The sequence below is a fragment of the Streptomyces sp. DSM 106670 genome (assembly GCF_055792845.1).
In genome coordinates, this window is the sequence record NZ_CM147704.1 from 6,089,267 (window position 1) to 6,112,040 (window position 22,774).

A 22,774-nucleotide genomic window follows, 5' to 3' on the forward strand; every position below is an offset into this window, starting at 1 on the left:
GCACTGACACCGCTCAAAACGCTGCAAAACACCCGCGAAAACCCTCAGCTTCGAGAAGAGAATGCCGATGACCGAGCAGGCCACCGGGGCCCACCACCCGCAGCCGCGCGCCCGTACCGGCGGACAGCCGTCCGTCACCGTTGAGCACGTCACGGGCGCGCAGTCCCTCATCCGTTCTCTCGAGGAAGTCGGCGCCGACACGGTATTCGGCATTCCCGGCGGTGCGATCCTCCCCGCCTACGACCCGATGATGGACTCCACCCGGGTCCGCCACGTCCTGGTCCGCCACGAGCAGGGCGCCGGTCACGCCGCCACCGGGTACGCGCAGGCCACCGGCAAGGTCGGCGTCTGCATGGCCACCTCGGGCCCCGGCGCCACCAACCTGGTCACCCCGATCGCCGACGCGCACATGGACTCCGTGCCGCTCGTCGCGATCACCGGCCAGGTCGCCTCCAAGGCGATCGGCACCGACGCCTTCCAGGAAGCCGACATCTGCGGCATCACGATGCCGATCACCAAGCACAACTTCCTGGTCACCAAGGCCGAGGACATCCCGCACACCATCGCCGAGGCCTTCCACATCGCCTCCACCGGCCGCCCCGGACCGGTCCTCGTCGACATCGCCAAGGACGCCCTCCAGGCGAAGACCACCTTCAGCTGGCCGCCCACCCAGGACCTGCCCGGCTACCGCCCGGTGACCAAGCCGCACGCCAAGCAGATCCGCGAGGCCGCCAAGCTGATCACCCAGTCCAAGCGGCCCGTGCTGTACGTCGGCGGCGGCGTTCTGAAGGCCGGCGCCACCGCCGAGCTGAAGGTCCTCGCGGAGCTGACCGGAGCGCCCGTCACCACCACCCTGATGGCGCTCGGCGCCTTCCCCGACAGCCACCCGCTGCACGTGGGAATGCCGGGCATGCACGGTGCGGTCACCGCCGTCACCGCGCTGCAGAAGGCCGACCTGATCGTCGCCCTCGGAGCCCGCTTCGACGACCGCGTCACCGGCAAGCTGGACAGCTTCGCCCCGTACGCCAAGATCGTCCACGCCGACATCGACCCGGCCGAGATCGGCAAGAACCGCACGGCCGACGTCCCGATCGTCGGCGACGCCCGCGAGGTCCTGGCCGATCTGGTCCAGGCCGTCCAGGCCGAGCACACCGAGGGCAACACCGGCGACTACAGCTCTTGGTGGAAGGACCTCAACCGCTGGCGCGACACCTACCCGCTGGGCTACGACCTGCCCGAGGACGGCAGCCTCTCCCCGCAGCAGGTCATCCAGCGCATCGGCAAGCTCGCCCCCGAGGGCACGATCTTCGCCGCGGGCGTCGGCCAGCACCAGATGTGGGCCTCCCACTTCATCGACTACGAGCAGCCCGCCACCTGGCTCAACAGCGGCGGCGCCGGAACGATGGGGTACGCGGTCCCGGCCGCGATGGGCGCCAAGGCCGGCATGCCCGACCGCACGGTCTGGGCCATCGACGGCGACGGCTGCTTCCAGATGACCAACCAGGAACTGACCACCTGCGCGCTCAACAACATCCCGATCAAGGTCGCCGTCATCAACAACGGCGCCCTCGGGATGGTCCGCCAGTGGCAGACCCTCTTCTACAACCAGCGCTACTCCAACACCGTGCTGCACTCCGGCGCGGACACGGACGGCAACGCCGCCAAGGGCACCCGCGTCCCGGACTTCGTCAAGCTGTCCGAGGCCATGGGCTGCTACGCCATCCGCTGCGAGGACCCGGCCGACCTGGACAAGGTCATCGAAGAGGCCAACTCCATCAACGACCGCCCCGTCGTCATCGACTTCATCGTCCACGAGGACGCCATGGTCTGGCCGATGGTCGCCGCCGGCACCTCCAACGACGAGGTCCAGGCCGCCCGCGGCGTCCGCCCCGACTTCGGCGACAACGAAGACGACTGAGAGACAGAGAGAGAACGACTCCCATGTCCGAAAAGCACACGCTCTCCGTCCTGGTCGAGAACAAGCCCGGTGTCCTCGCCCGGATCACCGCCCTGTTCTCCCGACGCGGCTTCAACATCGACTCGCTCGCGGTCGGTACCACCGAGCACCCCGACATCTCCCGCATCACCATCGTCGTGAATGTCGAGGGCCTGCCCCTGGAGCAGGTGACCAAGCAGCTCAACAAGCTGGTCAACGTCCTGAAGATCGTCGAACTCGAGCCGTCCGCCGCGATCCAGCGGGAGCTCGTCCTGGTGAAGGTCCGCGCCGACAGCGAGACCCGCTCCCAGATCGTCGAGATCGTCCAGCTGTTCCGCGCCAAGACCGTCGACGTCTCCCCGGAGGCCGTCACGATCGAGGCGACCGGAGGGGCCGACAAGCTGGAGGCGATGCTCAAGATGCTGGAGCAGTACGGCATCAAGGAGCTCGTCCAGTCCGGCACCATCGCCATAGGGCGCGGCGCGCGCTCGATCACCGACCGGTCCCTGCGCGCCCTCGACCGCTCGGCCTGAGCGGACGGACCCCGGGCGGAGACGCACGCTCCGCTCGCATGGCGAGACCCGACAACGCATACGACGCACCCCGCCGTACGGTGGGACGCAACACCTGCACACCAAGGAGAAGACCCAGTGGCCGAGCTGTTCTACGACGACGATGCCGACCTGTCCATCATCCAGGGCCGCAAGGTCGCGGTTCTCGGTTACGGCAGCCAGGGCCACGCCCACGCGCTGTCGCTCCGCGACTCCGGCGTCGACGTCCGCGTCGGTCTGCACGAGGGCTCGAAGTCCAAGGCCAAGGCCGAGGAGCAGGGCCTGCGCGTGGTGACCCCGTCCGAGGCCGCCGCCGAGGCCGACGTCATCATGATCCTCGTCCCGGACCCGATCCAGGCGCAGGTCTACGAGGAGTCCGTCAAGGACAACCTCAAGGACGGCGACGCGCTGTTCTTCGGCCACGGCCTGAACATCCGCTTCGGCTTCATCAAGCCGCCGGCCAACGTCGACGTCTGCATGGTCGCCCCCAAGGGCCCGGGCCACCTGGTCCGCCGCCAGTACGAGGAGGGCCGCGGCGTTCCCTGCATCGTGGCCGTCGAGCAGGACGCCTCGGGCAAGGGCCTGGAGCTCGCCCTCTCGTACGCCAAGGGCATCGGCGGCACCCGCGCCGGCGTCATCAAGACCACCTTCACCGAGGAGACCGAGACCGACCTGTTCGGTGAGCAGGCCGTCCTCTGCGGTGGCACCGCCGCCCTGGTCAAGGCCGGTTTCGAGACGCTGACCGAGGCCGGCTACCAGCCGGAGATCGCGTACTTCGAGTGCCTGCACGAGCTGAAGCTCATCGTCGACCTCATGTACGAGGGCGGCCTGGAGAAGATGCGCTGGTCCATCTCGGAGACCGCCGAGTGGGGCGACTACGTCACCGGCCCGCGGATCATCACCGACGCCACCAAGGCCGAGATGAAGAAGGTCCTCGCCGAGATCCAGGACGGCACCTTCGCCAAGAACTGGATGGCCGAGTACCACAACGGTCTGCCCAAGTACAACGAGTACAAGAAGGCCGACAGCGACCATCTGCTGGAGACCACGGGCCGTGAGCTGCGCAAGCTCATGAGCTGGGTGAACGACGAAGAGGCCTAGGCCTCGGGGGAGCGGGGCGGGTCCTGGCCACAGGATCCGCCCCGCTCCGCAGCACCGGAGGAGTCGCTCCGTACGGGGGTCCGGAGGGGCTGTTCCGTACGGGTGTACACGACGTCCACCCTCGTGCGGGTGATCCTTCCACCGGGGCGCAGTACGAAGCCCGTCGCATGACTACACTTCTCAACACATACACGCGTCAGGGCCCACAGTGTCGTGCGTCTACCACGCGGCTAGCCCCTCCACCGCCTGCGGCCGTCGGGACGGCCGTCCGCACTGGACTTGTGAGGACTCACGTGAGCTCGAAGCCTGTCGTACTCATCGCTGAAGAGCTGTCGCCCGCCACGGTCGACGCTCTGGGTCCGGATTTCGAGATCCGGCACTGCAACGGCGCGGACCGCGCCGAGCTGATCCCCGCCATCGCCGATGTCGACGCGATCCTGGTGCGCTCCGCCACCAAGGTCGACGCCGAGGCGATCGCCGCCGCCAGGAAACTCCGGGTCGTGGCCCGCGCGGGCGTCGGTCTGGACAACGTCGACGTCTCCTCGGCCACCAAGGCCGGCGTGATGGTCGTCAACGCCCCGACCTCCAACATCGTCACCGCCGCCGAGCTGGCCTGCGGTCTGCTGGTCGCCACCGCGCGCAACATCCCGCAGGCCAACACCGCGCTCAAGAACGGTGAGTGGAAGCGCTCCAAGTACACCGGCGTCGAGCTCAGCGAGAAGGTCCTCGGCGTCGTCGGCCTCGGCCGCATCGGCGTCCTGGTCGCCCAGCGCATGTCGGCCTTCGGCATGAAGATCGTCGCCTACGACCCCTACGTCCAGCCGGCCCGCGCCGCGCAGATGGGCGTCAAGCTCCTCAGCCTGGACGAGCTGCTGGAGGTCGCCGACTTCATCACGGTGCACCTGCCCAAGACCCCCGAGACCCTCGGTCTCATCGGCGACGACGCGCTGCACAAGGTGAAGCCCTCGGTGCGCATCGTCAACGCCGCGCGCGGCGGGATCGTCGACGAGGAGGCGCTGTACTCCGCACTGAAGGAGGGCCGCGTCGCCGGCGCCGGCCTCGATGTGTACGCGAAGGAGCCCTGCACGGACTCCCCGCTGTTCCAGTTCGACCAGGTCGTCTGCACCCCGCACCTCGGCGCCTCCACCGACGAGGCGCAGGAGAAGGCGGGCATCGCGGTCGCCAAGTCGGTGCGCCTCGCGCTCGCCGGTGAGCTGGTCCCGGACGCGGTCAACGTCCAGGGCGGCGTCATCGCCGAGGACGTACGCCCCGGTCTGCCGCTCGCCGAGAAGCTCGGCCGGATCTTCACCGCGCTCGCGGGCGAGGTCGCGGCCCGGCTCGACGTCGAGGTGTACGGCGAGATCACCCAGCACGACGTCAAGGTGCTGGAGCTCTCGGCCCTCAAGGGCGTCTTCGAGGACGTCGTCGACGAGACCGTCTCCTACGTCAACGCCCCGCTGTTCGCGCAGGAGCGCGGTGTCGAGGTCCGCCTCACCACCAGCTCCGAGTCGCCCGACCACCGCAATGTGGTCACCGTGCGCGGCACCCTCTCCGACGGCCAGGAGGTCGCGGTCTCCGGCACGCTGGCCGGCCCGAAGAACCTCCAGAAGATCGTCGCGATCGGTGAGCACGACGTCGATCTGGCGCTCGCCGACCACATGGTCGTCCTGCGCTACCAGGACCGTCCCGGTGTGGTGGGCGCGGTCGGCAAGATCCTCGGCGAGGCCGGGCTGAACATCGCGGGCATGCAGGTGTCCCGGGCCGCGGAGGGCGGCGAGGCGCTGGTCGTCCTCACCGTCGACGAGACGGTCCCGCAGCCGGTGCTGACCGAGATCGCCGAGGAGATCGGCGCGTCCTCGGCCCGCTCGGTGAACCTCACCGACTGACCCACCCCGCACGACCCCGGCTGCCGGGCGCCCCTTCACCGGGGGCGCCCGGCAGCCGTTTTTTCTGCGGCTCAACCCGCCCGGATGGGCCCGGGGTTGGGTCCTGGGGCCCACGACGTGAAGGGGCGCCCGACTCTAGGGTGACCGGTTGTCATGTCACTCATGGGCACCGGGGGTCGGATCACGTATGTCTGCTGTCGGTGGCATACCCGTAGCGGGAGGACCGGCCCCGGCCGTCGCCCCGCGGCGTGACCTCCCGGGCCCGCTCACCGCGGTCCGGGTGGCTCTCCTCGTCCTGTTCGGCGCCACGGTGCTGGGCGCGATCGGCCTGTCCGGCTCGGCGCTCGCGGTGGACGCGATGGGCGCCGAGGTGCTCGGCATCCTGCTGTACGCCTCCGCGCCCGGGGTGCTCGCGGCACTGCTGGCCCGGCATGTCAGGACCGGTGGCGCACGGGTGCGGTGGGGCATCGTCGCCGTCCAGATCTGGCTGATACTCGGCGGTCTCGCCAACCTCGGCGACGGCTCGCCGGACGGGCTGACCCAGCTGGTCCTGCCGGTCCTGATCCTCGTCCTGGTCAACCGCCGGGGAAGCCGGGAGTGGTTCCGGCTGCCGCCCGGCGAGCGCGGGCAGCCGCCGAAGTTCTCGCTCCCGCACATGATCACCTGGAAGCGGGACCGGGGCCAGACCGCGCTGGAGTACCTGGGCCTGGTCCTGATCGTCGTCGCGCTGATCGCGGCCCTGACGGTGGGCGGCCTCGGCGGCCGGATCACCGAGGGCCTCCAGTCCGCGATCTGCTCGCTGACCGGCAGCTCCTGCCCGGTCTCGCCGGGCAGCGGATCGGTCGAGGCGGGCGAACAGCCGGGCGGCGGCACGGACGGTGGCGGCACGGACGGCGGGGGAGCGGACGGCGGTACGTCGGGGAGCGCGGACGGCGCTACGGACGGGGGAGCCGACGGCGGCTCGACGACGACGGGCGGCACCACCGGCGGCACGACCGGCGGCGACGCCACGGGCGGCACGGGCGGCACGGGAGGGTCAGGCGGCACCGGCGGATCCGGCGGATCGGAAGGCACCGGCGGCACGACCGGCGGCGACGCCACCGGAGGCGAGAGCTCCGGCGGCCCCGGCTCCACCACGACGAGCGGCGGCACCGGCGGACCCGACGACGCCGACCGCCCCGGCACCGGCGAGGACACCTTCCCCGAGGACAACGAGGAGCCCGAGGCCGCCTACGACGTACAGGCGTCCGACGACGGCGACGGCGAGGGCGGCGAGCAGGCCGAGGAGAAGGAGGACTGCGGCGGCTGGGGCTTCTTCGGCTGCGCCTGGGACCGTACGACGCAGGTCTTCAAGGGCCTCGTGGTCGACGGGATCTGGGGCGACATCTCCGGGATCATCGACCTGTTCAAGCCGGAGACCTGGTCGGGTCTGGTCGACTACGGAAAGCAGCTCGGCGACCAGTGGGTCAAGGACTCCTCGGGCGCGGGCGACAAGTGGGCCGACGGCGACTACCTGGGCGCGCTCTGGGAGTGGGGCGGGGCCTCCGTCAACACCGTGGTCTCCGTGGGCGACGACATCTTCGTCGGGGACGAGGTCCGCGAGCGCTGGAACAACGGCGAGAAGACCCGGGCCGTCACCGATGTGATCTGGAACGTCGGATCGATCTTCATCCCCGGCTACAACGTCGGGAAGGTCGTCGGCAAGGTCGGCAAGCTCGGGGTGCTGGGCAAGGTCGCCGGAGCCGTCGGCCGCGCCGCCGACGACGCGGGCGCGGCGGCCCGCCGGGCCCGTAAGGCCGCGGAGGCCGGCGACCTCGACGGCGTACGGAAAGCGGCGAAGGAGGCCGACGAGGCGGCGGACACCGCCGAGGACGCGGCGCGCCGGACCGGCTGCGCCATCGCGGGCGGGCCGGCCCTCGTCCCGTACGGCGGAGGCGGTGGACACAGTTCCGGCGGCTCCGGCGGTGTGCCGGGCGCGGGCACCGGTGTGCTGGCGGCCGGTTCCGCGACCCGGGTGATCCTCGCCGAGGGCGGCTGCGACGAGGCGGCCAAGGCGGCCGCCGCCGAGGCGCGGGCGGCGGAGCGGGCCGCCCACCTGGAGCAGAAGCGGCTGGAGGAGCCGGAGCGGGCGCGCAAGGCGGAACTGGACAAGAAGAAGTACCCCGAGGCGCAGCGCAACGACACCTCCGACCCGCGCAACTACAACAAGCCGTCCTGGGCCGACGACCTCAAGGACCGTACGCTCGGGGACGCCGACGCGGGCGACGGCTACTGGGCGAGCCGGGACCGCAACCCCGCGCCGAACTGGAAGAACGAGTCCTGGCTCCGCTACCAGGAGCAGATCACCGGTACCAACCGGGGCCAGGAGTACGTCGTCCCGCATCCGCGCGAGGGCAAGCCCGCGGTGGAGTACGACGGATGGGACTCCTCCCGGCAGACGTTCCTGGAGGCCAAGAACGGCTACGGCAGCTATCTGTCCAAGACCGACAGCGGCACCCTCACCCCGTCCGGCAAGGACAAGTTCGTCACCGAGGCCCGCGCCCAGGTGGAGGCGTCCGGCGGCCGGACCGTGGAGTGGCACTTCTCCGACCCGGACGTGGCCAAGGCCGCGCGCAAGGCGTTCCGTGACGAGGGGCTGCCCATCAAGGTGGTCCACAGCCCGACGAAGCCGAACGACAGCACGAGGAAACCGGGAGCCTTCGACGAGTAGCAGAGTAGCCTGCAACGCGTGGTGATCCCGGCCGCCGTCCGGCCGGGGGACCGCGGGTGCCAGCGGGCCGGGCGACGGAGGAGAGACGAGCATGCGACGTGTAGTGCGGGGCTTCTGGGGTCCCAGGCCGGAGCCGGCCGAGGCGCTGGCCGACCGGTGGCGGCGGACCCTCGACGGACTCGCCGAACTGGTCCCGCAGGCGGCCGACGTCTGGAGCCAGGTCCACGGGAACGGGCCCGCCACCGCGTTCACCGCCGACGGCGACACCCTGCTCGCGGCGCTCCGCACCGCCCAGAGCGCGGCCGACTGGTCGGATCTGACCGGCACCGGGCTGCGGCTCGTCGGCACCGGGGCGCGCGGCTGGCAGGCGGAGGTCAGCGGACTGGCCGGGGGAGCACCGGAGTTCCTGCTCCAGTCGCTCGCGATCATCCTGCACGCCCCGGACGAGGCCGTGGTGCCCGAGGAGGCGCTGCTGTCCCTCGTCGCCCGGGTGTGGGAACCGGACTTCGGCGATGTGAGCGACGACGACGTGCTGGACGCGCTGGAGGACGACGCCGGGTACTCCGTCGGCGACCCGGTCGTCGGCCGGACCGGCTATCTCTCCCCGGCCCGCGCCGCCCTGGTCCCCGGCGATCTGGAGACGGTCCGCGAACCCCTGCCCGGCGGCGGGGAGTTGCTGAGCATCGCGGCCCCGGGCGACAGTGCGACGGTGGTACGGGTGTACGAGCGGCTGCGCGAGGCGGGGGCGCTGGCCCCGCTGCCCCGCCCGATGGACCGGCCCGTCCTGTGACCGCCCGGGCGGGCGAGGCCTTCGACGCGGAGCGGGCGGCCGCCGAGGTCGGGGCGCTCCTCGCCGCTCCCGTACCGGCCGGAGGACCCACCACCGCCGAGGGCGACCCGGCCACCGGCGAGTGGACGGTCACCGTCGGGGCGGGCTTCCGGATCGTGCCGCTCTGGGAGGGCGACCCGCTCACCGGTGTGTACGCCCCCGAGTGGAACGACGCCGAGGAGGCCGCCGAGGCCCATCTGACGGCGCTGGCCGAGGAGTTGGACCGCCACTGGGGCGCGCACCGCACGGTGCGGCTGCATGTGCCGCTGATGCGGTGGCAGACCGGTTCGCCCGTGGAGCCGCTGTTCGCCGCGCTGTTCGCCGAGGACCTGTACGGGGACCTGGAGGTCTGGGGCCCGGTGGACCCCGGCGGGCGGTGGATCGCCCTGGCGCTGGGCCACAGCGACGGCGACGCGCCGCTGGTGCTGGCCGCCCTGGTCAGCGACCGCCCGGTCACCGAACCGCCGGACGGCGACAGCCCGTTGTGAGCCCCGCCGCCGGCCCGGCAGGAGCCGGCCGGAGCCGCTGATAAGGTCCTTCGACATCAGCCGTCCCGTGTTGGAGAGGGTTCATGAAGCTGCTCCCCCTGTTCCTCCGACGGCCGATCGAAGCGGTGTACGAGCGGCGGCTCGCCGCCACCCTGGTGGGCCTGCCGCGCCCCCAGCACGTCGGGATCATGGTCGACGGCAACCGGCGCTGGGCCCGCAAGGCCGGGCACGCGGACGTCCGGGAGGGCTACCGGGCGGGCGGCGCCAAGGTGACCACGTTCCTGGGCTGGTGCACGGCCGCCGGGATCGAGCACGTGACCCTCTTCATGCTCTCCGACGACAATCTGGGCCGCCCCGCCGAGGAGCTCGGCCCGCTGATCGAGGTCATCGAGGAGACCGTCCGGGACATCACCGCCGAGGGCCGGGACTGGGAGGTCCGGGCGATCGGCTCGCTGGACATGCTGCCCGGCACCAGCGCCCGGGTGCTCAAGGAGGCCACCGCCGCCACGACCGGCCGCGGCGGCCTCAAGGTGGACGTGGCGGTCGGCTACGGCGGCCGGCGCGAGATCGTCGACGCCGTGAAGAGCGCCTTCGAGGAGCACATCGCGGCCGGCGGCGACCCGGCCGAGCTGGTCGCCCGGTTCGGGATCGACGACATCTCCCGGCACCTCTACTCACCCGTGGCCGACCACACCGACTTCATCATCCGCACTTCAGGCGAGCAGCGGCTGTCCGGCTTCCTGCTCTGGCAGTCCGCGTACGCCGAGATGCACTGGGTCGACTGCTACTGGCCGGCCTTCCGGCACGTGGACTTCCTGCGCGCGCTGCGCTCGTACGCCAACCGGGAACGCCGCTTCGGCAAGTGAGCGCCGCCGGACCGGCTACAGCCGGGCCCGCTTCACCGCCATGTGCAGCAGCAGCCGGTCCTCGCCGTCGTTGAGATCCAGGCCGGTGATCTGCTGGATCCGGGAGAGCCGGTAGTAGAGCGTCTGGCGGTGGATGCCCAGCGCGGCGGCCGTCCGGCTCGCCTGGCCCGCGCAGTCCAGGAACACCTCGGCGGTGTGCGCCAGCTCCCGGTGCAGCGGGGTCAGCAGCGAGGCGACCGCCGGGTCCCCGGGGTCGTTGCCGGTGCCCGGGAGGGCGGTCAGCAGGCGGTACGGGCCGATCGCCGACCAGCGGGCGACCGGGCCGAAGCGGGTCTCGGCGCGGGCCGCGCGCGCCGCGGCCGTGGCCTCGCGCCAGGAGACCGTCAGCTCGTCCAGACCCCGGCGCGGCGCGGCGATCCCCCCGGTGGCGGCCGGTCCGGCGCCGGTGCGCAGCCGGTCCGCGGCGCTCAGGGCCGGGTCCAGCCGGTCCGGTGAGCGCAGCCGGACGAGCGCGGCCAGCGACCGGGGCCCGGCGGCCCCCGGCGCGGTGACCGTCGCCAGCGCGGCCGCCGAGGCCACTCCTCGTACCGAAGGCGTGTCGTCCGCCCACGGGGTCACGCACACCACCGTGTGCAGCCCCTCCGCGTCCCGCCCCAGCGCCTCGCCCAGCGCGGCGACGGCGGTGTCGCGCTGCCGGCCGGGCCCCGCCGTGAGCACCGCGCCGAACTCCCGCGAGAGGTCCGCGCCCGCCCGTGCCTCGTCGGAGAGCAGCGCCCCGATCCGGGCGGCGACCTCCATCGCGGCGGCCAGCTGATCGTCGGTGGGGCCCGGGTCCGCGTCGAGCAGCCAGACGTAACCGAGGACGACACCCCGATGGCGTACCGGAAGGCAGATGCGGTCCCGGAACACCCCGGCCTCCGGGGCGGCGGGAATCCGGACCGGGCCGGTCGCCCGGGTGATGCCGAACCCCTCGAACCAGGCGCGCACGGCGGGCGTGGAACGCCGGGTCAGGATCGAGCGGGTGCGGACCGGGTCCATCGCGGTGTCGTCGTCGCTGTCGTGGGCTCCGAAGGCGACCAGGCCGAAGTCCCGGTTCTCCAGGGTGGCCGGAGCGTCGAGGAGGGCCGAGATCTCGTCGACCAGTTCCTGGTAATCGCCTGTCACTCCGCCATTCTGCACCCGTTCGCGGTCTTCTTCAGACAGATGTCTGAGATGGCGGCCACGGATGCGTGACAGGTGTCGATGGCACAGGATCGGACCGGTCCCTAGATTTCACGGTGGTTATCCGTGCCGTACCGGTCCGTTCACGTTCGTACCGTTACGGCCCTTCGTCCGTACATTCGTGGAGGTGCCCCGTGCTGGGTCCCGTGATTCTCGCCGCATCGCGCAGCGACAGGATGCGCCGGTTCGTCTCGGCCGCGCCCGGCACCAAGCAGGTCGTCGACCGCTTCATCGCCGGGGAGACCGTCGACGAGGTCGTGCCGATCGTCGAGGACGCCGCGGACCAGGGCCTGGAGGTCACGCTCGACGTCGTCGGCGAGGACATCACCACCCCCGCGCAGGCCGAGGCCGCCCGCGACGCCTACCTGGAGCTCATCGAGCGCCTGAGCGCCCTGGACCTGGGCACCCGCGCCGAGATGTCCGTGAAGCTGTCCATGTTCGGCCAAGCGCTGGAGGGCGGCCACGAGCTGGCCCTCGCCAATGTCCGCCCGGTCGTCGAGGCGGCCGCCGCCATCGGCACCACGGTCACCCTGGACGCCGAGGACCACACCACCCTCGACTCGATGTTCGCCATCCACGAGGAGCTGCGGAAGGACTTCCCGCAGACCGGCTGTGTCATCCAGTCCTATCTGTTCCGCACCGAGGACGACGCCCGCCGCCTGGCCGCCGCCGGCAGCCGCGTACGCATCGTGAAGGGCGCCTACAAGGAGCCCGCCTCCGTCGCCTACCAGGACAAGGCCGAGATCGACAAGGCGTACGTCCGGATCACCAGGATCCTGATGGAGGGCGAGGGCTACCCGATGATCGGGTCGCACGATCCCCGTCTCATCGCCATCGCCCAGGAGCTGGGCCGCCAGGCCGGGCGCAAACTGGACGAGTACGAGTTCCAGATGCTGTACGGCATCCGCAGCGACGAGCACATCCGGCTCGCGGCCGAGGGCCACCGGATGCGCGTCTACACGGCGTACGGCACCGACTGGTACGGATACTTCATGCGCCGCCTCGCGGAGAAGCCGGCCAACCTGCTGTTCTTCGGCCGCTCGATCCTCACCAAGGGCTGAGCAGCCCCCGGGCTGACCCACACCCCCGCCGACACCAAGGAGACAAGGCAATCATGGACGCCGTCACCCAGGTCCCCGCGCCGGTCAACGAGCCGGTCCACTCCTACGCCCCGGGCTCCCCGGAGCGCGCCCGCCTGGAGGTGAAGCTCAAGGAGCTCGCCGACAATCCGATCGACCTGCCGATGACCATCGGCGGCGAGAAGCGGATGGGTGGCGGCGAGCGGGTCAACGTCGTACAGCCGCACAACCACAAGGCTGTCATCGGCACCTTCGCCGGCGCCACCGAGCAGGACGCCCAGGACGCCATCGACGCGGCCCTCGCCGCCGCTCCGGCCTGGCGCGCGATGTCCTTCGACGACCGTGCCGCGATCATCCTGCGCGCCGCCGAGCTGCTGTCGGGCCCCTGGCGCGAGACGCTGGCCGCCTCCACCATGCTCGGCCAGTCCAAGACCGCCCAGCAGGCCGAGATCGACACCCCCTGCGAGCTCATCGACTTCTGGCGCTTCAACGTGCACTACGCGCGCCAGATCCTCGCCGAGCAGCCCCCGGCGAACTCCCCGGGCGTGTGGAACCGCATGGACCACCGCCCGCTGGAGGGCTTCGTCTACGCGATCACGCCGTTCAACTTCACGGCCATCGCGGGCAACCTCCCCACCGCCCCGGCCCTCATGGGCAACGTCGTGGTGTGGAAGCCGTCCCCGACCCAGACCCACGCCGCCGTGCTGCTGATGCAGCTCCTGGAGGAGGCCGGGCTGCCCAAGGGCGTCATCAACCTGGTCACCGGCGACGGCATCGCCGTCTCCGAGGTGGCGCTGAACCACCGCGACCTGGCGGGCATCCACTTCACCGGCTCGACCCCCACCTTCCAGCACCTGTGGAAGACGGTCGGCAACAACATCGCCAACTACCGCACCTACCCGCGGCTCGTCGGCGAGACCGGCGGCAAGGACTTCGTCGTCGCGCACCCCAGCGCCGACCGCGCGATCCTGAAGACCGCGCTGACCCGCGGCTCCTTCGAGTTCCAGGGCCAGAAGTGCTCGGCGTCCTCGCGGGCGTACGTCCCGGCCTCCATCTGGAACTCCGGTTTCCAGGAGGAGTTCGCGGCCGAGGTCGACTCCATCACGATGGGCGACGTCACCGACCTGTCGAACTTCATCGGGGCCGTCATCGACGAGCGCTCGTTCGCCAAGAACAAGGCCGCGATCGACCGCGCCAAGTCCGACCCGAGCTGCACCATCATCGCGGGCGGCACCTACGACGACTCGGTGGGCTACTTCGTCCGCCCGACCGTCATCGTCTGCTCCGACCCCGAGAACGAGGTCTTCACGACCGAGTACTTCGGTCCGATCCTCGCGATCCACGTGTACGAGGACGAGACGTACGACGCCATGCTGGAGCAGATGGAGTCCGTCTCCGACTACGCGCTGACCGGCTCGGTCATCGCGGGCGACCGTGCGGCCGCCGCGTACACGATGGACAAGCTCCGCTACGCCGCGGGCAACTTCTACATCAACGACAAGTCGACCGGCGCCGTCGTCGGCCAGCAGCCTTTCGGCGGCGGCCGTGCCTCCGGCACCAACGACAAGGCGGGCGCCCCGCAGAACCTCCAGCGCTGGACCCTGACCCGGGCCATCAAGGAGACGCTGGTCCCGCCGACCGACTACACCTACCCCCACCAGGGCTGACGCCCTCCCGGGGCGCCGCAGCACGACGCCCCGGACCCGGGGTCTCCGCTGCGGAGCCCCCTCAGAGCACCGCCCCCCGACCGGCCCCCCTGCCGGCCGGGGGGCGGTTTCCATGTGCGCACCTGTACGGGGCCCTCGGCGCGGTCCCGGGTCACGCGGTCTTGTGGTTTAGGTAATGGGCATGTCAAATTCCTTCTCGGTACGTCCCCACACGTCACCCCAGAAGGAGCTCCCCCATGAGACGCAACTCCCGCGCGCGCCTGGGCGTTTCCCTGCTGCTCGTCGCCGGCGCCCTCGGCCTCGGAGCCACCCCCTCCACCGCCGCCGACACTCCCGCCGCCGCACCCTCGGCGATCCCCGCCCCGTCCGCGTACGCGCTCGACGCCGCCGTCGAACGACAGCTCGGGGCCGCCACCGCCGGAACCTACCTCGACGCGAAGACCGGGAAGCTGGTCGTCACCGTCACCACCGACCGGGCCGAGGAGCAGGCCCGCGCCGCCGGAGCCACGGTCCGCCGGGTGGCCCGCAGCGCCGCCCAGCTCGACGCCGCGATGGCGACCCTGGAGGCCGAGGCGAAGATCACCGGCACCTCCTGGGGCATCGACCCGCGCACCAACCGGGTCGCTGTCGAGGCCGACTCCTCCGTCTCCGCGCGGGACCTGGCCCGCCTCGAAGCCGTCGCCGAACGGCTCGACGGCGCGGTCGACATCAAGCGCGTCCCCGGTGAGTTCCGCCGCGAGGTGCTGGGCGGCGGAGCGATCTACGGCGGCGGCAGCCGCTGCTCGGCCGCCTTCAACGTCACCAAGGGCGGGGCCCGTTACTTCGTGACCGCCGGACACTGCACCAACATCTCCGCCAACTGGTCGGCCAGCTCCGGCGGTTCGGTCATCGGCGTCCGGGAGGGCACCAGCTTCCCGACCAACGACTACGGCATCGTCCGCTACACCGACGGCTCCTCGCCCGCCGGAACGGTCGACCTCTACAACGGCTCCACCCGGGACATCACCTCCGCCGCCAACGCCGTCGTCGGCCAGGCGATCCAGAAGAGCGGCTCCACCACCAAGGTGACCAGCGGCACCGTCACCGCCGTCAACGTGACCGTCAACTACGGCGACGGGCCCGTCTACAACATGGTCCGCACCACCGCCTGCTCGGCCGGCGGCGACAGCGGCGGCGCCCACTTCGCCGGATCCGTCGCCCTCGGCATCCACTCCGGCAGCTCCGGCTGCTCGGGCACCGCGGGCTCGGCCATCCACCAGCCGGTCACCGAGGCGCTCTCGGCGTACGGCGTGACGGTGTACTGACCTGCGGGCAGCTGAGGCAGCCGCACGAGCCCGACGCCCGCCCGGACCACCGCGCACACGGTCCGGGCGGGCCTCGGCGCACGCGGGCGCCGGTCACCGGCCGGCCTCAGTCGGCGATCTTGATCAGCATCTTTCCGGTGTTCTCGCCCCGCAGCATGCCGAAGAACCCGTCCACCGTCCGCTCGAAGCCGTCCACGACGGTGACGTCCGGCGCGATCAGACCGCTCTGCAGATGCGGCACCAGAAGCGCTTCCAACTCCGCCTGCGCGTACCCGTAGTCGCGCACCAGCACCCCTTCCAGCCGCAGGCTCTTCCCCACGATGTCGAACAGGTTGCGCGGAGCGGCGGGCGGCTCGTGGGCGGAGTGGTACTGCGAGATCGCGCCGACCCAGGCGATCCGGCCGTGGTCGCGGAGGACCGAGATCGCGCCCTCCAGATGGTCCCCGCCGACGTTGTCGACATAGGCGTCGATGCCGTCCGGGGCGGCCTTCGCCAGCAGTTCGCCGACCGGCCCGTCGTGGTAGTCGAAGGCCGCGTCGAAGCCGAGCTCCCCGGTCAGCCGGGCGACCTTGGCGGGCGTGCCCGCGCTGCCGATCAGACGACCGGCGCCGAGCAGCCGCGCGATCCGCGCCACCGCCGTGCCGACCCCGCCCGCCGCCGCCGAGACGAAGAGGTCCTGACCGGCCCGGAACTCCAGCGTCCGGGTGAGCGCCACATAGGCGGTGAGCCCGGTGCCGCCGAGGATCGAGAGATGGGCGGCGAGCGGGACCCCGTCGTACGAGGGCACCGTCCGCACGCCGCCCTCACCGGGCGTCACCACGGCGTGGGTCCGCCAGCCCGCACGGTGGAAGACGAGGTCGCCCTCCGTGAGGCCGGGGGCGCGCGAGGCCGTCACCCGGCCGATGGCGCGGCCCTCCAGCGGGACGCCCAGCTCCCAGCCGCCCTCGTCCATCAACTCGCGGTGGTACGGGTCCACCGAGAGGTAGACGTTCTCCACCACGGCCGTGCCGGGAGCCGGTTCCGGTACGGGTGATTCCGCGACGGTGAAGAGGTCCGCGGTCGGGAAACCGTGCGGGCGGGCGGCGAGTTGGAAGGCGCGTGCGGTGCGCTGTGTCGTCATGCCGACGACGGTAGGAGGGAACGCGACGGCCGGACAGGGGGCGTCGTCGATGGAACAATCCTTTCCATGAACAGCATTCATGCGGGGGGCCCGGGGGCGGGATCACATGAGGTACGGGGCACGGGTCGGGCGGAGCGGTGACCGATCTCCTGCCGCAGGAACTCCGTGTCATCGCCGCCGTCGCCGACGCCCGTGGATTCTCCGCCGCCGCCCGGGCCCTCGGCATGACGCAGTCCGCCGTCTCCCACTCCGTACGCGCCAGTGAGCGCAAGGTCGGCGCGGTGCTCTTCGAGCGCGGACGCCTCGGCGCCGCGCCCACCGCCGCCGGTGACGTGGTCGCCGGGCACGCCCGGCGCATCCTCAGGCTGCTCGATGTGCTGGGCGCCGAGGCCCGGGGGGTGTCCGCCGGATCCGGCGGCGCGGACACGGTGAGCGGTCCGCTGCGGATCGCCGCCTTCCGCAGCGCCGCCCTGTATCTGCTGCCGCCGGCGCTGGAGCGTCTCACCGCCCGCCATCCGGGGATCGAACCGGTGGTCCGGATGGTCCGCGAGGTGGGCCGGGGCACGGCCGGCGAGGTGCTGGACGGGCGGGCGGACCTGGCCGTCGCGACGCTCGGGACCACCTCGCCGGTGCCGCAGGGGCTGGTCGGCGGCGTACTGCTGGAGGAGGAGTACTCCCTGGTGCACCCGGCCGGACACGCGGCGCCCCGCACTCTGCCGCTGGTCGACTGGGTCGAGAACTGCACCTCGTACACCCGCGACTGGTGGGCGGCCCAGGAGTGGATCCCCCGGGCGACGGTCGAGGCCGAGGACGACGGGGCGGTGCTCTCGATGGTCTCCCGTGGCCTCGGCATGGCGATCATGCCCGGTCTGTCCCTGTACGGAGCACCCGCCGGAACGGAGATCACCGCTCTCGGCCCCGACCGTCCCACCCGCTCGATCGGCTATGTCACCACCCCTGAGCAGGCACGATCGCTCGCGGTGCGGGCGCTGATCCGGGAGCTGCGGGCAGAACGCGTGGAGGCGGCCGTCTCAGATAGTAGGAAGTCCGACTAACTGTGGAGACAGAGCGGCCCGACTGTCCTAGCTTTGTAGGAGCCGAACGAATCGCTCGATCGAGCGACTGTGGCGGTTGCGGGCGCGCGCCCCGAAGCAGGTAACCCCTGCGGCGTACGCTCCCCGCTCCTTCCGGCACCTCGAAATCCGATCCTGATCCCTCGGCACCGTGACGCGCCGTGTCCCTGGCGCCCGGTCCCGACATCCACGCGATCTCAAGGAGTCGATCCATCATGGCCACCTCCACCGCACGCCGCGTCCGCCACACTCCCCGTCAGTCGGAGTCGGACCGCAAGAACGCCGCCGCCGCTCTCCAGCGCGCCCTCGACCGCCGCGACAACGGCGGCTCGACCGGCCACTGAACCGCCGCCCTCCCACCCCACGCTCCGCCCGCCCGTACACCGAACACCCTTGCGTCCTGTCCGAATGGTGGACGTAGGATGTCATGGGGTGGGACGCACCGTTAGGCTTCCGGCATGTCTCGCAGCATCGATCTCGCAGTGATCCCCGGTGACGGAATCGGCCAGGAAGTCGTGGCCCAGGGCCTCAAGGTCCTCAACGCTGTCCTCCCGCAGGATGTGAAGCTGGAGACCAAGGAGTACGACCTCGGCGCCCAGCGCTGGCACCGCACCGGCGACACCCTCCCGGACGCCGAGCTGGAAGCTCTCAAGAACCACGACGCCATCCTCCTCGGCGCGATCGGCGACCCGTCCGTGCCGTCCGGCGTCCTGGAGCGCGGGCTGCTGCTGAAGCTGCGTTTCGCCTTCGACCACTTCATCAACCTGCGCCCCTCCAAGCTGTTCCCGAACACCGCGACCCCGCTCGCCGGCCGCCCCGACATCGACTTCGTCGTCGTGCGCGAGGGCACCGAGGGCCCGTACACCGGCAACGGCGGCTCGCTGCGCACCGGCACCCCCGCCGAGGTCGCCACCGAGGTCAGCGTCAACACGGCGTACGGCGTCGAGCGCGTGGTCCGGGACGCCTTCGAGCGCGCGGCCGCCCGGCCCCGCAAGAAGCTGACGCTGGTCCACAAGAACAACGTCCTCGTCTACGCCGGCCACCTCTGGAAGAACACCTTCGACAAGGTCGCCGCCGAGTACCCGCAGGTCTCCACCGACTATCTGCACGTCGACGCCGCGACGATCTTCTTCGTCACCCAGCCGGAGCGCTTCGACGTCATCGTCACCGACAACCTCTTCGGCGACATCCTCACCGACCTCGCCGCCGCCGTCACCGGCGGAATCGGCCTGGCCGCCTCCGGCAACATCAACCCGACGGGCGCGTTCCCGTCGATGTTCGAGCCGGTCCACGGCTCCGCCCCCGACATCGCGGGGCAGGGCAAGGCCGACCCGACCGCCACGGTCCTCTCCGTCGCCCTCCTGCTGCGCCACCTCGGCTACGAGGCCGAGGCCGCGCGCATCGAGGACGCCGTCTCCGCCGATCTCGCGGAGCGCGACGGGGCCACTGCGCGTACGACCGACGAGATCGGCGACGCCCTCGCGGTACGCGTAGCGAGCTGACCCGACGACTCCACTTCGAAGCCGCCGGGTCGCATCAGCGCCCGGCGGCTTCACCTCTGCGGCCCCCGGGTGCCACCATCGACCCCTGGACCGCATTCACCCCATTTCGTGCACGGCCCCCCGCAAGTGATAATCGAACGCGGGGCCGTGGCTCGCGGTAAAGCTCGGACGTCCTAGGACCTGACCGAAAACGTCGGGCGGAAACGGGCGTGAGCGCGGTCCATCACACACAAGACCGGTGAAGGACACGCACTCATGACGACGCCCACGATCGAGCTCAAGCCCTCCTCGAACCCGCTGTCCGACGCGGAGCGCGAGGCGATCCTGGCCAACCCCGGATTCGGCCGGCACTTCACCGATCACATGGTGACCATCCGCTGGACCGAGGGCCGCGGCTGGCACGACGCCGAGCTGGTCCCCTACGGCCCGCTGTCGCTGGACCCGGCCAACATGACCCTGCACTACGCGCAGGAGATCTTCGAGGGGCTGAAGGCCTACCGCCAGCCCGACGGCACGGTCGCCTCCTTCCGCCCCGACGCCAACGCCCGCCGCTTCCAGCGCTCGGCCGCCCGCCTCGCCATGCCCGAGCTGCCCGTCGAGACGTTCATCGCGGCCTGCGACGCGCTGGTCCAGCAGGACAAGGCGTGGGTCCCGGCGCACGGCGGCGAGGAGTCGCTCTACCTGCGCCCGTTCATGATCGCCACCGAGGTCGGCCTCGGTGTGAAGCCGGCCAACGAATACCTCTTCCTGGTCATCGCCTCGCCCGCCGGCGCCTACTTCCCCGGCGGCGTGAAGCCCGTCTCCATCTGGCTCTCGGAGAACCGCGTCCGCGCCGTCCCCGGCGGCATGGGCGACGCCAAGACCGGCGGCAACTACGCCGCCTCCCTCCTCGCCCAGGCCGAGGCCGCCGAGCACGGCTGCGCCCAGGTCGCCTACCTCGACGCGGTCGAGCACAAGTGGGTCGAGGAGCTCGGCGGCATGAACCTCTACTTCGTGTACGCCCAGGAGGACGGCTCCAAGAAGATCGTCACCCCGGCCCTCACCGGCTCCCTCCTCGCCGGAGTCACCCGTGACTCCCTCCTCAAGGTCGCCCGCGACCTCGGTTACGGCTCCGAGGAGGGCCGGGTCTCCATCGACCAGTGGCGCGACGACACCGCCAAGGGCACCCTCGTCGAGGTCTTCGCCTGCGGCACGGCCGCCGTCATCACCCCCGTCGGCCTGGTGAAGTCCGCGGGCGGCGAGTGGACCCAGAGCGGCGGCGAGCCCGGCGAGGTCACCATGAAGCTGCGGGAGCGCCTTCTCGACATCCAGCGCGGCGTCGCCGAGGACACCCACGGCTGGATGCACCCGCTCGGCTAGGCAGCCCCGAGGGTTTCCGGCCCCGGACAAGGCCGCACCCGGCCGCTCGCCGGTGCGGCCTTTTCCGTACGCGGAGATTAGAGCGCTGCTCGAACCGAGCCGGAAAACCTTTCGCCCTGCTCAGTCGCATGGTTAGAGTGGCACTCTAACCACCTCGATCAGGAGCCCCCATGCCGCCCACCCCCGCCCCCTTCCGCATGCCCCCCGAGTGGGCCCCGCACGAGCGCACCTGGATGGCGTGGCCCGGGCCCAGCCCCACCTTCGCCTCCGACGCCGAGCTGGCCGAGGCTCGTCGGGCCTGGGCTGCCGTCGCCCGGGCCGTGCGTCGGTTCGAGCCGGTCACGATGGTGGTCGGGCCCGGTCAGGAGGAAGGGGCCCGCGCGTTGCTCGGGCCGGACGTGGAGCTGGTCGTGCGGCCGCTCGACGATGCCTGGATGCGGGACATCGGGCCCACCTTCGTCACCGACGGCCGCACGCTGGCCGCCGTCGACTGGACGTTCAACGGCTGGGGCGCCCAGGACTGGGCCCGCTGGGAGCACGACCAGCACATCGCCCGGGCCGTCGCCGAGCTGACCGGCACCCCCGTCCACAGCTCCCCGCTCGTCAACGAGGGCGGCGCGATCCACGTCGACGGCGAAGGCACCGTCCTGCTCACCGAGACCGTCCAGCTCGGCGCGGAGCGCAACCCCGGCTGGAGCAAGGAGCAGGTGGAGGCGGAGATCCACGCCCGCCTCGGCACCGAGAAGGCCATCTGGCTGCCGCGCGGGCTGACCGGCGACTACGGGACGTACGGCACGCTCGGCCATGTCGACATCGTCGCCGCCTTCGCCCGCCCGGGCACCGTCCTCGCCCACGTCCAGCCCGACCCGGCCCACCCCGACCACGAGGTCACCCGGGAGCTGCTGGCCGTGCTGCGCGCCGCCACCGACGCCCGGGGCCGCGCCCTGGAGGTCGTCGAGGTGCCCGCGCCCACCGTGCTGCGCGACGAGGACGGCGAGTGGGTCGACCACTCCTACATCAACCACTACCTCTGCAACGACGGCGTGGTCCTCTGCGCCTTCGACGACCCGCGCGACGAGGAGGCCGCCGCGATCTTCCGGGGCCTGTTCCCGGACCGTACGGTGACCCTCGTCGACGCCCGTACGATCTTCGCCGGCGGTGGAGGCATCCACTGCATCACCCAGCAGCAGCCGAAGGTACGAACGAACCCATGACCCCCGCCCCCCGCCGCACCCACCACGCCGCCCCGCCCCGCGAGGACGTCCTCGCCGCCGCCATGGCCACCATCGCCGAGCGCGGGCTCGACGGGCTGACCATGGCCGGGCTCGGGCGCGAGGTGGGGATGAGCAGCGGACACCTCCTCTACTACTTCCGGACCAAGGACGAACTGCTGCTCCGGACTCTGGAGTGGAGCGAGGACCGCCTCGGGGCCGAGCGGCGTGCCCTCCTCGCCGGGCCACGGTCCGGATCCGCCCGGGAGCGGCTGGACGCGTACATCGACCTCTATCTGCCCGCCGGCCACCGCGACCCGCACTGGACGCTCTGGCTGGAGGTCTGGGGCCGTTCGCAGAACGCCGACGAGGACGCCCGCGCCCGGCAGGCCGCGATCGAGGGGGCCTGGCACCGCGACCTGGTGGCGCTGCTCGCCGAGGGCATGTCGCGCGGCGCGTTCCGGCCGGTGGACGCCGACCGGTTCGCCGCCCGGCTGCGGGCGCTGCTCGACGGGTTCAGCATCCACGTCACGGTCGGGATCCCGGGAACGGGCCGCGCGCAGGTGCTGGCGCAGGTGGCGGAGTTCCTCGACGAGACGCTGACGCCCCCCGGCCCCGCGCGGACCACCGCGTGACCCACCGCGCGGCCGGGGGCCAGATGCGACCGGCGTCACGACCGCATCCTGAGACGCCCGGCGTCACGGACGCGTCACTGTGCGAGACTTCTACCGTGTCCTCGTTCGTCATGATTATTGGCAGCAGGCGCGCCGGTCCGCAGTGACCGTCCCGTACCACCCCGTACGGCACGGCCACCGTGCCCCAGACCCGCGCGCAGACCTCTCGCACCCGCGAGGGGTTTTTTCGTTTTCCG

General features: G+C 71.6%; 19 protein-coding genes. 17 read left to right on the forward strand and 2 right to left on the reverse strand.

What is annotated here, in order from left to right; all coding sequences use genetic code 11:
• Nucleotides 1–61 precede the first annotated feature (61 nt).
• The 8 genes from ACSMXR_RS27085 (at nucleotide 62) to ACSMXR_RS27120 (ending at nucleotide 10,367) form a co-directional block, all read left to right on the forward strand.
• Entirely contained in the window at nucleotides 62–1,918 is a 1,857-nt protein-coding gene (locus ACSMXR_RS27085) for an acetolactate synthase large subunit (protein ID WP_137234559.1), read from the forward strand.
• A gap of 23 nt (nucleotides 1,919–1,941) precedes the next feature.
• Nucleotides 1,942–2,469, forward strand: a complete 528-nt coding sequence (gene ilvN, locus ACSMXR_RS27090) for an acetolactate synthase small subunit (protein ID WP_006127785.1) — start codon at nucleotides 1,942–1,944, stop codon at nucleotides 2,467–2,469.
• A gap of 117 nt (nucleotides 2,470–2,586) precedes the next feature.
• Entirely contained in the window at nucleotides 2,587–3,588 is a 1,002-nt protein-coding gene (gene ilvC, locus ACSMXR_RS27095; protein ID WP_030078942.1) for a ketol-acid reductoisomerase, read from the forward strand.
• A gap of 293 nt (nucleotides 3,589–3,881) precedes the next feature.
• Nucleotides 3,882–5,474: a phosphoglycerate dehydrogenase gene (gene serA / locus ACSMXR_RS27100; RefSeq protein ID WP_218524643.1), complete on the forward strand. Its 1,593-nt coding sequence runs from the start codon at nucleotides 3,882–3,884 to the stop codon at nucleotides 5,472–5,474.
• A 187-nt stretch (nucleotides 5,475–5,661) separates the two neighbouring features.
• The gene (locus ACSMXR_RS27105) at nucleotides 5,662–8,184 is read left to right on the forward strand and encodes a Tox-REase-5 domain-containing protein (RefSeq protein ID WP_473170113.1); all 2,523 of its coding nucleotides are present in this window, start codon (nucleotides 5,662–5,664) and stop codon (nucleotides 8,182–8,184) included.
• Between the two features lie 91 nt (nucleotides 8,185–8,275).
• Nucleotides 8,276–8,974 (forward strand): hypothetical protein, encoded by a 699-nt coding sequence (locus ACSMXR_RS27110; protein ID WP_137234561.1) that lies wholly within the window; start codon nucleotides 8,276–8,278, stop codon nucleotides 8,972–8,974.
• Nucleotides 8,971–9,501: a hypothetical protein gene (locus tag ACSMXR_RS27115; protein WP_473170114.1), complete on the forward strand. Its 531-nt coding sequence runs from the start codon at nucleotides 8,971–8,973 to the stop codon at nucleotides 9,499–9,501. The genes ACSMXR_RS27110 and ACSMXR_RS27115 overlap by 4 nt, the downstream gene beginning before the upstream one ends.
• An 83-nt stretch (nucleotides 9,502–9,584) precedes the next feature.
• Nucleotides 9,585–10,367 (forward strand): isoprenyl transferase, encoded by a 783-nt coding sequence (locus ACSMXR_RS27120; protein WP_103507244.1) that lies wholly within the window; start codon nucleotides 9,585–9,587, stop codon nucleotides 10,365–10,367.
• A gap of 15 nt (nucleotides 10,368–10,382) precedes the next feature.
• Here ACSMXR_RS27120 and ACSMXR_RS27125 read toward each other — a convergent pair whose 3' ends face one another.
• Nucleotides 10,383–11,531: a PucR family transcriptional regulator gene (locus ACSMXR_RS27125; RefSeq protein ID WP_137234563.1), complete on the reverse strand. Its 1,149-nt coding sequence runs from the start codon at nucleotides 11,529–11,531 to the stop codon at nucleotides 10,383–10,385.
• A 191-nt stretch (nucleotides 11,532–11,722) separates the two neighbouring features.
• Between ACSMXR_RS27125 and ACSMXR_RS27130 the strand changes: the two genes are divergently transcribed.
• The 3 genes from ACSMXR_RS27130 (at nucleotide 11,723) to ACSMXR_RS27140 (ending at nucleotide 15,638) form a co-directional block, all read left to right on the forward strand.
• Nucleotides 11,723–12,649, forward strand: coding sequence for a proline dehydrogenase family protein (locus ACSMXR_RS27130; protein ID WP_218524639.1), 927 nt, complete (start codon nucleotides 11,723–11,725; stop codon nucleotides 12,647–12,649).
• Nucleotides 12,650–12,702: 53 nt separating this feature from the next.
• On the forward strand, nucleotides 12,703–14,334 hold the full coding sequence (gene pruA / locus ACSMXR_RS27135; protein ID WP_218524638.1) for an L-glutamate gamma-semialdehyde dehydrogenase: 1,632 nt from the start codon (nucleotides 12,703–12,705) through the stop codon (nucleotides 14,332–14,334).
• Nucleotides 14,335–14,570: 236 nt separating this feature from the next.
• Entirely contained in the window at nucleotides 14,571–15,638 is a 1,068-nt protein-coding gene (locus ACSMXR_RS27140; protein ID WP_473170115.1) for a S1 family peptidase, read from the forward strand.
• 106 nt (nucleotides 15,639–15,744) lie between these two features.
• Here the strand turns inward: ACSMXR_RS27140 and ACSMXR_RS27145 are convergent, their stop codons facing one another.
• Entirely contained in the window at nucleotides 15,745–16,758 is a 1,014-nt protein-coding gene (locus tag ACSMXR_RS27145) for an NADP-dependent oxidoreductase (protein WP_473170116.1), read from the reverse strand.
• Nucleotides 16,759–16,895: 137 nt separating this feature from the next.
• On the opposite strand from ACSMXR_RS27145, the gene ACSMXR_RS27150 reads away from it, so the two are divergent.
• The 6 genes from ACSMXR_RS27150 to ACSMXR_RS27175 all read left to right on the forward strand — a co-directional run bounded on the left by ACSMXR_RS27150 (nucleotide 16,896) and on the right by ACSMXR_RS27175 (nucleotide 22,538).
• Nucleotides 16,896–17,813 (forward strand): LysR family transcriptional regulator, encoded by a 918-nt coding sequence (locus ACSMXR_RS27150; protein WP_218524635.1) that lies wholly within the window; start codon nucleotides 16,896–16,898, stop codon nucleotides 17,811–17,813.
• A 233-nt stretch (nucleotides 17,814–18,046) separates the two neighbouring features.
• The gene (locus ACSMXR_RS27155; protein WP_256341920.1) at nucleotides 18,047–18,175 is read left to right on the forward strand and encodes a hypothetical protein; all 129 of its coding nucleotides are present in this window, start codon (nucleotides 18,047–18,049) and stop codon (nucleotides 18,173–18,175) included.
• A gap of 114 nt (nucleotides 18,176–18,289) precedes the next feature.
• Nucleotides 18,290–19,333: a 3-isopropylmalate dehydrogenase gene (locus tag ACSMXR_RS27160; RefSeq protein WP_473170117.1), complete on the forward strand. Its 1,044-nt coding sequence runs from the start codon at nucleotides 18,290–18,292 to the stop codon at nucleotides 19,331–19,333.
• A gap of 255 nt (nucleotides 19,334–19,588) precedes the next feature.
• Nucleotides 19,589–20,692, forward strand: coding sequence for a branched-chain amino acid aminotransferase (locus ACSMXR_RS27165; RefSeq protein WP_137234569.1), 1,104 nt, complete (start codon nucleotides 19,589–19,591; stop codon nucleotides 20,690–20,692).
• 170 nt (nucleotides 20,693–20,862) lie between these two features.
• On the forward strand, nucleotides 20,863–21,906 hold the full coding sequence (locus ACSMXR_RS27170) for an agmatine deiminase family protein (RefSeq protein ID WP_473170118.1): 1,044 nt from the start codon (nucleotides 20,863–20,865) through the stop codon (nucleotides 21,904–21,906).
• Nucleotides 21,903–22,538 (forward strand): TetR/AcrR family transcriptional regulator, encoded by a 636-nt coding sequence (locus ACSMXR_RS27175; protein WP_137234576.1) that lies wholly within the window; start codon nucleotides 21,903–21,905, stop codon nucleotides 22,536–22,538. Before ACSMXR_RS27170 ends, ACSMXR_RS27175 begins: the two co-directional genes overlap by 4 nt.
• Nucleotides 22,539–22,774 lie beyond the last annotated feature (236 nt).